The organism is Methylomonas albis (genome assembly GCF_014850955.1).
Lineage (GTDB): Bacteria > Pseudomonadota > Gammaproteobacteria > Methylococcales > Methylomonadaceae > Methylomonas > Methylomonas albis.
In genome coordinates, this window is the sequence record NZ_JACXSS010000001.1 from 2752211 (window position 1) to 2765613 (window position 13403).

The window sequence follows — 13403 nt, forward strand, 5'->3', positions numbered from 1 at the left end:
GTGGATACAAACCGTATACACCTCATGATCCAGAAAATAACGGCCTAAAGTAATTCTTAACGCCACTTCGCTGAATAAATAGGAATAAAATATCAAATAACCAAAGCAGTAAAAGATAACAGTATTAGTGTCGATACAGACAGCCTGTATTTAGAGCGCAATACGATATAACTTTACAAGCAACAACTACAGTTTAAGTATCAAGCAATTTATTTTTCCACACAGAACTTGTGAATAGCTTTAAATACCAACATAGCAGATCCATATAACGAGATAAACTGAAGCCCCAAGATAAAATTACTATGGTTATAGACATCTATAATACTATTGAAAGCGTTATTTGATGCCGTAGGAAATCTCATTTGAAAAAATACCAAGTAGAGCCATATGTTAGCTATAGCTAAGTGTACGAAACAATTTTTTCAAGGCTCCGATTATTTAAAATGCGGCACAATCAATTCTTCATCAAGGATTTTACTGAATTTTGTAGCGCCTTTTGCATTCAAATGGTCTGGCATTTCCCAAGTAAAATCATCACTAGAAAAGCGGCCATCCCCAGTAAAGTCAACAAACTTAATATTATTTCTCGCTGAAAAATCTAACAAAATATCATGCATTTTATTCTTCTTATCTTTATCTAATTCCTGATAGTAGCTGGCATCTGTTGGCAACGTCGCCATTACAACGTTAATATTATGTCCTCGAAGAAACGAAACTAGCGTGTCCCAATCACTCAAGTTATGTATGTAGTTATCACTATCAGTGGTGGAGTTGTGGTCTTTTGCCGCAGCCAACCCAAGGTTTTTGGACAGATCGGGTGCTACATCGCCTCCGTTAAACCATCCTAAACATGAAGCGACCACATCCACAGGCGCCAAAAGCTCTTCGCCGATTAAAGCTTTTCCATACAATGCGATCTTGCTGAAATTACGAGGCTCTAGCCAAAACTGCCAATTAAAAGGCAAGCCGACAGTGGTTTTCAGGGAAATACCAAAATTCTGGCGCAAAGCGAACTGTCGCCACGACTGACTAAATGTCGAATAGTCCAACCCAAATGTAAAATAATTTACAGTCAATACCACCATCTTCAAATTTGGCATAATGCCGGAATATTTTTCGGCAAGTTTAGCATCAAAATACATACCGCTACCTGGGAATGCTAGATTAAACCCTTTGAGCGAAAACACTTCCGGTGTGACTCCATAAAAAGTATTAGATGACCCCACAACAAGCACCTCAACTTTTTCTGCTTCCTGCTCCAAAGCCACTCTTCTAGTATAGTAGTCAGTGTTAAGGTATGACATTTTATATTCGATATATACAATTACCAATAGCAACGGTAATGAAATAAAAACCAACTTAAATACAACTAATCGTACCTCATAATATTCACTCAATGCTTTCCACAAAACGACCATAAAGAGTAAAAATGCAAAAATTATAGTGGAGTAGATAATAGCCAAACTTAGTCGCGGAAAAGCAATATTACCTTTTACCAGTGAACTACTATCGATCTCACCTTTAAAAACGCGACTGTCATCAAAACCGGCACCTAGTATAAATTCAGACATCTCTATATTGAGACCATCTCCTGAGTAGTTTGCCACACTAACTCCATCTAATGTAGCCCTGACAAAGGCGCCATTCATAGCCTCAACTTCCAGAACATACCAACGGGACTTTTCAAGAGCGCTAGTTAAAGTCATTCCACGAAGTCCATTGGGAGCCTGTAAATCTTGTACTATAATCGCGACAGTTGAACCGGCTATCTCAACCCTAAGACCACGGTTATAAGGGGCTGACTGAAATATATTTGGATACCCTTCAGTATCATCCACTCGGAAACGCAACTTTATTCGAAAATACGCGTTATTGGTATTCTCGATATTGCCTAATAAAAAAGGGGAGTCCCTCCCATATACATACGTGGGCAAATGAATATTTACACGGTTGTTTGCGATACTTTTTTCAGACGCTAACCGAGAATTGATCCAAAACGAAATTTCCGTTGAGTATACGATCAATACAACAGTCACTATAAATAAAACAACCGATGTACTTTTAAAAAAAAACCTTGCCATACTAGTAATCGCCTCAGCACTCAAAATTGAAAATAAATGAAGCTTTGGCCTTGTAACCACACCCCCCAAAAAGCGATGCAAGCTACAGCGACTTGATAAATAAACATACGCAGCCACCAAGCGCATTTCTGGAACAGTTCCTCCAAATTGATGCGCACATAAAAATATTGCGCCACAATAAGAAACAAAATAAACAAACAATTCGATACAAAGTCATTCTCGTTAAAAACGCTCGAAAAATGATCTAATGAAAAAATCCACATTAGAATTTGTTTTATAATAATAAAAGCATCGCTTAAACTTTCAGCCCTAAAGAATATATACGTGAAATTAACAAAAGAAAATGTAAGCCCCAACATAATAGCTTTGAATAAAAAAGCCGGTATTATTTTTGATAGTTTCTTTCGCTTTTTTGCAAAGACGACTTCCAATGAAAGACCAATGCCATGAAGCAATCCCCAAATTACGAATGTCCAACTCGCACCATGCCAAAAACCGCTTATCAAAAACGTTAAAAGCAAAGCAACTACAATTCCATACATCCCTCTATCTCGAAGCCCCATAGCAGTAGGCTCGTAGACATAATCACGTAACCAAGTAGATAGAGAAATATGCCATCGCCGCCAAAACTCTGATAGTGATGTAGAAGCATATGGGCGATCAAAATTCAGCATCAGCTTAAAACCCATTACGCGCGCAGCACCACGAGCCATATCCGAATAACCCGAAAAATCGCAGTACACTTGAAAACTAAAAAAAAGGGTTGCCACCATCAGGAGGCCCCCATCAAAGCCTTCCGGATTGTCGTATATTGGTGAAACAAACCTTGCAAGACGGTCTGCAATAACTGCTTTTTTAAACAATCCCCAAGCCATTAGACGTAGCCCTGAAACGACGTCATTATAATTAAACCTATGCTCATCATGAAACTGGTGTAGCAAATTTTGTGGGCGCTCAATAGGGCCTGCAACTAGTTGAGGATAGAACATCACATATAATGCATATATTCCAAAATGTCGCTCCGATTTTTGATTCCCACGATAAACCTCAATAACATAACTTAAACTTTGAAACGTATGAAATGACAATCCGATCGGTAGCAGTAAATGCAATGCAGCTATGGATAAATCAAGTTTGAAAATTTCAGCAAGCTTATTCACATTCCATGTAAAAAAGTCATAGTACTTAAAAAAGAAAAGAATTAGACATGTAAAAACAATACTAATCAAAAGCCATCTGTTTCGTATATGCCCCTCTGATTGTTCAATCTGAATTGCAGCGAAATAATCAATAATTATTGTTGCAGCGAGAATTAGCAAATATACAGGAACGAAAGCCATATAAAAAACACAGCTTGAAGCAAGCAGAACTAGCCAGCGATATTTAAATGGTGTAATAAAATATAGAATGGTGACTATTGGAAAGAAAACAAAAAACAACCAAGAGTTAAACAACATTTACACCGCCGTTTATAAGAATATTGACTCCATTTATATGTCTACTTGCAGTAGCCAAAAAAAATACCGTATCAGCAACCTCGTTTGTAGTGACTAAACACTTCAGCGGACTACTATTTGCAATGTCTTCAATTTGGCGCTCATCAAGATTACTGATTAATGCAGTTTGCATCATCGAAGGCGAAACACAATTAGACGTAATGTTGTGGCGGGCGTTCTCACCCGCCCAAGATCGGCTAAGAGATAAAAGATAGGCTTTATTTGCAACATATTCAGAAAGCCCAACTGGTGGGAAATTTGCCAAATATGATGTTAAGATTGTAATAATGCGGCCATTTTTCTTTTTACGAAACAGCAATATTGCCTGCTTTGTGATTCGTAAAGTCGGCAATACATTTTCAGAAAAGCTTTCTAAAACGTCATTGAAATCTATTTGATGGAAATGCTTTACTTTCATACCTGTTAAAGCGTTATTTATCAAAATATCAAGATCCATTTCTAACATTTTAGCGAGTAAGGTATCGACACTATTTTGATCTGTAAAATCGCACGCAATACCTATTGTGCACGGAAACTCACGCTCTATACGACGAGCTTCTTCCATAGAAGTATTAAAAGTAAAATAAACACGATAATCACCTGTAACTGCTAACCGCCTAGTAATAGACGAACCCAGCCCAGAGGCCCCGCCAGTAACTAATACGTTAATAATTTTAAATCTCCTTCTGATCCGATGTAATACCAAGACTTAGCTTAGCCGAAGCTACAATCATTTTGTCTACCAAATTGCGGAATTTGCAAACAATTTCAACAACATTGACAGAGTCATGCACATCCTGCACCACTACTTCAAGCACCAACTCATCATTCAAATAAACAGGCCTACGAAATTTTATTTCCTGGGATAAAATAATTACTTCAGATATTGGCAAACACATTCCTACAAAATAGGATAAAAATCCACAAAGAATATTTCCATGCATCACTTTTGACTGGAAACCACGAGCTACCGCATACTCCGCATCAGTATGCAATTGGTGATAATCGCCAAAGACAGAAATGAAGCCTTCGTATACGAGCTTGGATACATGAAAACGCTCAACAAACTTATCACCAACCTTAACCATTTACTTTTTGTGCGATAGCGTCGCACATCTCCCCCACAGTCATCCACCCCCTAATTTCAGCACCCGTAAACTTCACTTTAAAATGCTTTTCAATAGCAACAATGAAGGTAATATGGTTAAGGGAATCCCAGTCTTCCACATCAGCCGCTGTAGTTTCTCTTTTAAGACTTACTTCAGTATCATCTATTACTTCATGAAAAATTTCATTTAGTATTTCAAGTATCTCCGACATCAATATCACCTAAACCTTAAATTATCTCAATACAATGTTCAAACTCTTGGTAGACCTCAACATCTAATATCCACCTCCCACCATTATTTTCCGTGAACCCCAAACTATGGTAATGATTTTTGACCAATCCATTTTTCGGTGTAGAAATATATTCCCCACAAATACGCTTAGCTCCCAAACGCTTTGCGCCTTGAACTATTTCATTCAATGCAAGATTCTGTACCCCTCTATTTAATACTCTGCAGCTCATGACCCATGTATCTATAAAGAACTCATCACCATAAAGATAACCAATAACCACACTAATCAAGCCGTAGCTACCAAATTGATCATTCAAACTGAAAGTCCAGTTTAAATGAACGTCTGAAGTGCACAACCTCCTTAGGTCCTCTTCTGTATAGCGGATAGTGCGCAAATTGAACTGATTGGATCGCTGCAATAACTGCGCAACACGTGGAAGATTAAAGGCGGAAAATGATCGAATTTCGCACTTCATCCCAAGGCTTTTTAAAAAACCCCTCTCATCCGTGAAAGATGCCTGAATACTTTCCCTCTTCAGCTCTTGTTGAAAATGAAGTGTACGCTGCCCATCTTCAGAGGTATAAGCACTTGTTTCGAATAAATTTAACCCACTAAGAAAGCAAAGATAGTCAGCAGGATCTTCTGGCAATTCTGGAACTGTAATTTCTGGGAGATGTCTTTTAACAACACCTCTTTCATATGGATTATCATCTATAAATACTATTGAATCGAAACCGATATTCAAGAATTTTTTAATTTTTTTTAGGTTATCAACCTTACTTTCCCAATTTGCCATAAAGATAGCTATATCATCCAGGCGCAAGACCATTTCTGGGTGACTCAAGAATGGGCTTTTAGCAATCTCTTCGTCATTTTTACTACAAATAGCTAGTAACACGCCGCGTCGCTGCAATTCTTTTGCCCAACATTGAAGCTCCGAGAAAGCTTTTCCGTAGCCTAAATCTCCCACTTGAATATTTTCAATACCGTCATCACCTATAACTCCACCCCATATTGTATTATCCAAATCCAATACAAGACATTTTTTTGCAAAACCAGATAGCACTTTTATATTCTCAACAACCGCTTTTGCAATCTCAGGCAAAAAATCAATACTAAACACCATATCGGCATTAACATAGTTGCGATTATCAATTATATAGTTATGTCCAAATGCGGCAGTTAGAGCAGAAAAATCACATATAAAAATATTTTTTGCCTCAACAGCTAGCGCCATCAATTGAAAATTGAGATACCGAATTTGAAAAAGAAATGACGTATCTGTCTTATTTGCGTACTGGCCGAAAACAGAATCGTTTAACTCCATAAAGTTACAAATAAGTACTTTAACACCTTGGGCGTGCTTACTTATCTCTTCAATAAATACCCTAATCCTGGTTATTTCATCCAGTGCGAAACCGCTTCTTTTTTTTAACTCTGTTTTATAAAATCTTTTTTTAAGCTTTTGTACCGATTGAAATAAAACGATATATTCCGGATGAAATTGATACATCTCTGACGTACCATACATAATTTGTCGATGAATTTGGTCGTAACTAGCCTCAAAAACCTCCAAATCGAACCCAGCTTCATAGCCATATCCACGAATAGCATGGGTGAAATGTTGCGTTGAGGAATCACCCAATAAAGCAATTTTTGCCGATTTTAACCCAGAAAAATCTTTCTTAAGATTCTTTTTTAATTCAATAAAATGCATATATTAAACGAACCACCAATTAACTTTAAAACCTATGACATAAAAAATCACACCACTAACAGGTTGGAGAAAAACTGTTTTTAAAACCAATCGAGCCTGTATTTTTAGCACCACAAGATAGGCTTTGATGCTAAATATAGGCCTCTTCCGGCTGAATTAGTGACCTGAATATGATTTTTTCACCAACCTGCTAAGCGAAAATATAAAGGGAACCTCGAAAGATCCTAATCATTTGCTAAACCTCTAGCTTTATTTTTTAAATATGAGGCTTTTCGAAGCATCCTAATGCTTAGCTACATCTCATAAATCATGAAGCAAACTCCCCCTTACGCTAGTGCTGGACGGGTTAAGAGTATTGCACTCATACCCAGCGTACCTAACCAACTTAACAACACAGCCCGAATATGCTCCGCCGATCTAGCTGGTTTAACACACTATAAACTTGAATCAAAGTACTACGGCGACGAGAACCACTCCATTTTCTCAAAAGAGCTCACCCATACCGGGGTATTTCGTTCCTCCTTAGAGTTAAAGACATATTCCTTACAAGGCTTCCTTTCTTGCGCCGGAAATGATAGCTATGGACAGCTGTTTAACATCATAGACACCTGTAACTGAATCGATGCGTTCGTCACTGTCTATTTAACTCAGTTATTCACATAGAACCTGAAAATCGCAGTCATGAGAGAAGTCACATCCATCGCTCAATTTTCTCAGTTTCGGCTTAAAAACCGAGATGAACCTTGCGCCATTGCGGGTGATATGCCCCTCATGCAATCTGGTTTTCCGTTCACGTTAAGGCGATTAGAAATACAAGCCCGCAAATACTTCTAGCGACGTATGAGTAGGCATGGCTCAATAGAGAACATACAGGTTCAACAAAATAGCAGCAATACTTGAGGCTTGTTGTAAAACCAAGCAAAAATAGATTTTTGAGCATCAAACGGATTTAACTAGCCGTATTGGAAAATTTTACGGTCAGCCGCGTGATTCATAGGCTTATCCCATCCATTCCATTTTTTATCAATCCATAACATAATGAAATCAGGTTTCTTGAAATAATTAAACATCAATTTTTCTTATATACAGATACTAATGGAGTGGAGCCCACTAATTTATAGTTATTTAACAAAGGAGTTGCCAATAATCTTAGATTATCAATCAATAAAGCTTTATCTCTTGACAAATTTGCAACGCCTACATATTTACCTAACGAACTTTTTGAGTCAATTATGTCACCTACATGTGTTCTATTGATATCAGTATCTATAAATAGATATAAAGGATTCCTATCCAATATAAATTTAACAGCCTTATTAACTTCTTTCTCAGACACCAGCTCCAACGCAATCTCATTATACGGTACAGAGTTATACTTTCCAGATAGCCATGGAAGTATATTGGAATACTTTGAAACAAGATAAATTTCTGGACCAGTAGAATACTGATCAATTAAATTAACAGCCTGAAAGAAAAACGCCGGATCCATCGTTGACTCAAAGTCAGCAGATTTAAAATTCCACTTATGAATTACATGGCTATTAAAATAGTTTATGTAGCCTAATTGATGTACAAAGAAGAAAATAACCAAAGGAAACAGACTAACTAATAAATATTTATAAAAAAAACTGATTACAGTTGACTCAGTCACGTAGTTCCTTACGTGATCTAGCACTACTTTTAACAATAATGAAAGAAGTATTGCAAAGACAGACCCTAAACTAAAAATATGATTAGGAATTGGATTCCATACAAAGTAAACAAGCAGTCCCGAACTATAAAACGACCAAAAAAGCAATAAATGCCAATATAATTTTTTTTCAGTTATTACCAAAATCGCTGCGACAAAACTTATAAACAATCCAAGAACAAAAATAACAGCAAAAGGAGTATCAGGAACAGTTAATCCTTTTATAACATAAGAAATTGTGCCAAATGAATTAGTTGGATTAGCCATCCAAAGGATAGGACCTAAAATTGTTGCTATTACCAGAACTACCACATGATAGAGCCTAGGTTTAATAAAATTACTTACAAATAATCCAAGCAATGCCGATAGATACAAAATCAGCCCAAATTCTTTATTTGCTACTATAGAAACAGCACAAATTAGAAAAAAACAAACAATATAAAATAAACTATTCTTTCGCCAAAAACAAAAAAGCATGTATAGCGCAAATAAATCAAGAAAATGCCTTATTGGATTCAAACCAGGCGCAAATCTAACAGATTCAAAACCTTGAGCATAAAAGAAAATTAAGGCCATCAAGGAAGTCAATAGTAAATAGTTTTTATCTTTAAATATCAACCAAGCTACGCCAGCCAATATAAAAAAATAAACGGGGTAAAATAAATAAGTAACATGCACGTATCTCTCAAAAGAAAATCCTCCTGTAAGCTTGAGCACCTCAGCTATTAATAAAGTATTTCCCCACCCATATGTATAATGAGTCAATTCTGGTGGCTTACCCAACAAATAGTCGTTTATCGAAGCAATCAATGCAAAATGATGATGAAAAAAATGCCCCGCAAGCGACTGATTTATCAATTCGCTTTTATTTCGCCTAATAAAATCCCATTCCTGCTCACTATACCTTGCAGTTTTAGACGATTTAAAAACTGATTTTGAGCTTACACTGAATAAACTTGCCAATTGGGAACTCTCATCCTCCTTATATTCTAATACATACAATTGTTTGCTAGCTGGCGAATAAAAGTAACGCAAAGGCCTATCAGCTTCATTTAACCATTTCTTCAAGTCAGTTGTTATTCTTATAGGTATGCCCTCACCAATAAGCTTTTGAGGATCCATTCCATGATCGCCAATCGGATCGTAGCGAACCAACCCCCCTATCCCGTGCTCATTTATAAACTCACTATTATTAACTATTAACCCATCTTCCAGAATAGTTTGCTCGGGGATATCCTGAAATTCATTTTCTAAAACACCTCCCCCTCCTACGTAGTATATATATGGCAATATAGCCAAAACACCGACTAAGGCCATTAAACTATTAGTAGTAATAAATTTCGACTTATAGCCGCTAAAAACGCTTCCCCCAAACTGTGCCGGAAGCACAAATATCAAAAGCCATATTAATAACGCTAAAAAAACCAGATAATACCCACCACTTCCGAAAAATGCCAAAAGAAACACGTTAGCCAGAAGAACAACGAACAAATATCCTGCTGCTCTCTCCCAAGCCACTTCAAGCCAAGCCAGCAAAGAATTATCAGTTAAATTATGAGATTCTCGCCTAATATATAAATAAGAAATAGAGTAATACAATACAGTTGCCAACATAACCAAGACGTAAGAAATCAGTTGTTCTCTTTTTCCTACACTCAATACCGACTGCCAAGGCTGAAACAGGCTAGTTGATAGCTGCAACTGCGATCCCAAGAAAAAACCATCCAGCAACAATGCTCTGATTAACTTAAGAACTAGACCTATTAGCCCAATGCTACATAAAAAAACATGCCCATAAATAGCTGTTAACTTGATTTTATACATTAAATAAGAAGTTCAAATTGTTATATTAGTTGAGTTAGACCTAGAACACTTATTTAAAAACTATGTTCATAATGTTACTATCAAACTCAATACTCTGATAATCTAACTCAACATGTTGAGTTGACGTTGACTTAATTGATAATTCCGCTAATCTTGCAAACGCTCTACCATGCCACTTACACTTAACTTTCTTACCGTCACAGTTGCTTTCATCGAGATTAGCGCCTTCATGAGGGCATAAACGGGGATATAAAGCCAAGGTATCTTCAGAGCGCACTAACCTCAAACCAAGATGGTCCGGGCGCCCTATCATATATTCGCCATCGCTCGGCAACACCTGATCGATATCTATCGTTAGATTCTCTGCCTGTATTTTAGGAATAACAACATTTGGTTTCATAATATCCATAGTTTCCTCGAAACTATAGGTTGCACCTAGCTTCTTAAAATCATAACCCCAACTGCGCAACTCACCTCTGCGCGTACGCATCGGAATATCTGTAGACATTAAATTGTCATAGTTACGTTTAAGAATCCAGCGAATTATCGGGAACGTCCATTTTAATAGTTTTGGCGACCCCACTGCATAAGTAGTTTCTACTCGAGTTCTGCAAGGCCCTAATGAGACATAACGCGTTTCAATCATCAATACATAAAACATCCAAGTGGTGTAATACGTTTGAGAGTTTTCTCCAGACTCAAAGTTTGTCAGTGAAAATGGGAATCTAAAACACAATACCTTTTGCATATTTACCGACGTAATCAAATCATCGGCTACAATCGTCGGTATTGCTTCAGCTAACTCGTGGACATAATGAAGGTGCGGAACATCTTTATAATTCCAGTCAGCATCGTCGATCGCATAATCTCCTTCATGGACTAAGGTAAACTCGGAAAAACTCAAACCCTCTGCAGTTAGCCGAGCGATGATATTATTTTTTGTATATTTTTTCATTATTATTCTCTATTTATTCCGGTGAAGCGATTGTTAAAATATTGCCGAGCTTTAACGGAATCTGCAGACCATCCCAGCCAGGGAGATTAATCTTGAATCCAAAAGCCCAAAGCAGGTGCTTAAACAAATAAGTTACTGGAAAATAATTAACTGTGCGCTGGACTCGTACAACCTTGAAACCTGCTTCTTTCATTAAGGTTTCAACGGTACTAGGGTTATACAATTGGGGATGTTGTAAACAAAAGGCAGGCCACCCGTTGCCGGTTATTTTTGCTAATAACGATGATTCATCATGGGTAACTACTGCCAGAACCGCTCCCGGCGCCATTTTTATACGAAGTTTTTTAAGAATTTCAACAGGATTTAACAGATGATCCAAGACATGAATCATTACCGCAACTGATATTGACGTATCAGGGACCTCGGAAAAACCAAACATCTCAGCTGACAAATGTAATCGGTTACTATCGGCAAGCCTATTGAGCGTCGGCCAAACCGCTCGGTTTGGTTCAAATAACCAAAATTGATCGAAAGCAGGATCACTAATAATATTCTTTGTGAACAAGCCAATATCAGGCCCGGTCTCAAGATAACCGCCTTTTTCAAAACTGAAATTTTTTAATATATCAAAATAGCCTTTTTGAGTCTTTTCCAAGGCTTCTAATGGTACTCCTGCTGTATTATCCGGCATTTGTTCATATAAAGCCTCTAGCTGTCCGGAAGAGAAAAAACTTGGGCAATATAATAAATTGCATCTAGCGCATCGCGAATACGAAAAAATAACTTTCTCTTTAAAAAAGCCATTCCAATGTGATTGTAAATCATCTAAATCAATACTCTGGGCAGGACGTTTTGATGCCACCGAAACACTCCCTGTGTCCGAGCACCCACAAGAGGGGCATACTCTTGATTCGTATTTACTAATAGTGTTAGCCATATGTGCATTAATTGGTTATTTTTTCTTTTTTTTTGCAAAGGTTACCCGGCTATGCCAGAAGTAACTCGTTATTATGATACCTATACTGATAAAAACTTGGCTGACCGCAGGATGCACTTTAACCATCTCAACCAATACTGGCATAGCTGCTACATTTATTACGAAATAAGCCATATAAAAACTGGAAAACTTTAAGAACTCAACGACATAGTTTCCTTTTGTTCGAAACACAAGAAACTTATTGGTAAAAAAAGCACTAATGACACAAAAAACTTGGCTAATTACTAAAATAACCATGTAGTGCAAAGCGAACTGTTCAAGAGCAAAGTACAATACTGGATATGCCGATAAACCTACTAATGTATTAAGCCCTCCAACGAATAAATAACGAAGCTTAGGTTTATGTTTTTCTAACCTCTTTTTCAAAGCCCAACCTTGTCTTTTACTATAAAGTTGGGCCTCTGCTTAACCTCTTCATAAATCAAACCAATATATTCTGAAACTATACCGAGCATGGTAAAAAGTATGCCGAACATCAAAAACATCACGGTCATAATCGTTCCATAACCATTAAAAGGCACTCCCCACAATATTGCTTTTACTATTGTCCACACAAGTAAAACAAATGAAAGGGCAGATATTGTGATACCCATTATTGTAATAATCTTTAAAGGCACATAAGAGTGGGCCAATATACCTTTCAAAGCCAGCTCAATAACCTTGAAAGTATGCGCCCCGGACACGCCGGCAAAGCGTTCCGCGCGTTCATGTTCAACGCCAATGGATTTGTATCCAACCCAGGCAAATAGGCCGCGGATGAACCGATTACGTTCGTGTATGGAATTGATGGTTTCGTAAACTTTTCTATCGATTAGTCTAAAATCGCTTACATTTCTGGGGACCATGCCATTGGTCAATCCATTGGCAACCCAATAAAATAATTGTGAGTTAAAACGGCGAATTAAGCCGGTGCCATTGCGTTTAGTAACAATTCCATAAACATTTTCATAACCCTCTTCCCATTTCTTGATGAACTGGGTTATTAAATGCGGTGGGTCTTGCAAATCGGCTGTCATGATCACAGCGGCATCGCCAGACGCATAATTCAATCCAGCAGTAATTCCCCCATCCATTCTGAAATTACGCGCCAGTTGCACAATTTTAAACCGCGGATCTTTCTGATGTACCTCACAGAGCTTTTCGTAGGTATTATCTTGCGAACCGTTCTCTACGATAATAGCTTCAAAGTCGTATGCGCTATTTTCCGCAAATACCGCCGTTAATTGTTTAGCCAATTCATCAACATTATCCTGCTCGTTATAGGCAGGAATTACCACGGAAATTAATTTTTTATTCATGCTG

Annotated in this window: 11 protein-coding genes; all 11 read right to left on the bottom strand. The window is 37.4% G+C overall.

The features are described 5' to 3' along the window. Positions 1 to 434: 434 nt before the first annotated feature. Positions 435 to 2105: a hypothetical protein gene (locus EBA_RS12685; protein WP_192375049.1), complete on the bottom strand. Its 1671-nt coding sequence runs from the start codon at positions 2103 to 2105 to the stop codon at positions 435 to 437. Next, positions 2102 to 3538 (bottom strand): MBOAT family O-acyltransferase, encoded by a 1437-nt coding sequence (locus tag EBA_RS12690; protein WP_192375050.1) that lies wholly within the window; start codon positions 3536 to 3538, stop codon positions 2102 to 2104. The genes EBA_RS12685 and EBA_RS12690 overlap by 4 nt, the downstream gene beginning before the upstream one ends. After that, on the bottom strand, positions 3528 to 4283 hold the full coding sequence (locus EBA_RS12695; RefSeq protein WP_192375051.1) for an SDR family NAD(P)-dependent oxidoreductase: 756 nt from the start codon (positions 4281 to 4283) through the stop codon (positions 3528 to 3530). The genes EBA_RS12690 and EBA_RS12695 overlap by 11 nt, the downstream gene beginning before the upstream one ends. Further along, positions 4252 to 4665, bottom strand: a complete 414-nt coding sequence (locus tag EBA_RS12700) for a MaoC/PaaZ C-terminal domain-containing protein (RefSeq protein ID WP_192375052.1) — start codon at positions 4663 to 4665, stop codon at positions 4252 to 4254. Before EBA_RS12700 ends, EBA_RS12695 begins: the two co-directional genes overlap by 32 nt. Next, positions 4658 to 4897, bottom strand: a complete 240-nt coding sequence (locus EBA_RS12705) for an acyl carrier protein (RefSeq protein WP_192375053.1) — start codon at positions 4895 to 4897, stop codon at positions 4658 to 4660. Before EBA_RS12705 ends, EBA_RS12700 begins: the two co-directional genes overlap by 8 nt. A gap of 16 nt (positions 4898 to 4913) precedes the next feature. Then, positions 4914 to 6635, bottom strand: coding sequence for an HAD-IIIC family phosphatase (locus tag EBA_RS12710; RefSeq protein ID WP_192375054.1), 1722 nt, complete (start codon positions 6633 to 6635; stop codon positions 4914 to 4916). Positions 6636 to 7704: 1069 nt separating this feature from the next. After that, positions 7705 to 10149, bottom strand: a complete 2445-nt coding sequence (locus EBA_RS12715) for a glycosyltransferase family protein (protein WP_192375055.1) — start codon at positions 10147 to 10149, stop codon at positions 7705 to 7707. 49 nt (positions 10150 to 10198) lie between these two features. Then, entirely contained in the window at positions 10199 to 11104 is a 906-nt protein-coding gene (locus tag EBA_RS12720) for a Rieske (2Fe-2S) protein (protein WP_192375056.1), read from the bottom strand. 13 nt (positions 11105 to 11117) lie between these two features. Next, entirely contained in the window at positions 11118 to 11966 is an 849-nt protein-coding gene (locus tag EBA_RS12725) for a class I SAM-dependent methyltransferase (RefSeq protein ID WP_223146676.1), read from the bottom strand. A gap of 90 nt (positions 11967 to 12056) precedes the next feature. Next, positions 12057 to 12467 carry a GtrA family protein gene (locus EBA_RS12730; protein ID WP_192375058.1) on the bottom strand — a complete coding sequence of 137 codons (411 nt, stop codon included), beginning with the start codon at positions 12465 to 12467 and terminating at the stop codon, positions 12057 to 12059. Further along, positions 12464 to 13399, bottom strand: coding sequence for a glycosyltransferase family 2 protein (locus EBA_RS12735; RefSeq protein WP_192375059.1), 936 nt, complete (start codon positions 13397 to 13399; stop codon positions 12464 to 12466). Before EBA_RS12735 ends, EBA_RS12730 begins: the two co-directional genes overlap by 4 nt. Positions 13400 to 13403 lie beyond the last annotated feature (4 nt).

Bases quoted from the DNA above. Each gene is read 5' to 3' on its own strand.
- EBA_RS12720 (WP_192375056.1), bottom strand. From the start codon at position 11,104: ATGAAAAAATATACAAAAAATAATATCATCGCTCGGCTAACTGCAGAG.
- EBA_RS12690 (WP_192375050.1), bottom strand. From the start codon at position 3,538: ATGTTGTTTAACTCTTGGTTGTTTTTTGTTTTCTTTCCAATAGTCACC.
- EBA_RS12700 (WP_192375052.1), bottom strand. From the start codon at position 4,665: ATGGTTAAGGTTGGTGATAAGTTTGTTGAGCGTTTTCATGTATCCAAG.
- EBA_RS12715 (WP_192375055.1), bottom strand. From the start codon at position 10,149: ATGTATAAAATCAAGTTAACAGCTATTTATGGGCATGTTTTTTTATGT.
- EBA_RS12735 (WP_192375059.1), bottom strand. From the start codon at position 13,399: ATGAATAAAAAATTAATTTCCGTGGTAATTCCTGCCTATAACGAGCAG.
- EBA_RS12710 (WP_192375054.1), bottom strand. From the start codon at position 6,635: ATGCATTTTATTGAATTAAAAAAGAATCTTAAGAAAGATTTTTCTGGG.
- EBA_RS12705 (WP_192375053.1), bottom strand. From the start codon at position 4,897: ATGTCGGAGATACTTGAAATACTAAATGAAATTTTTCATGAAGTAATA.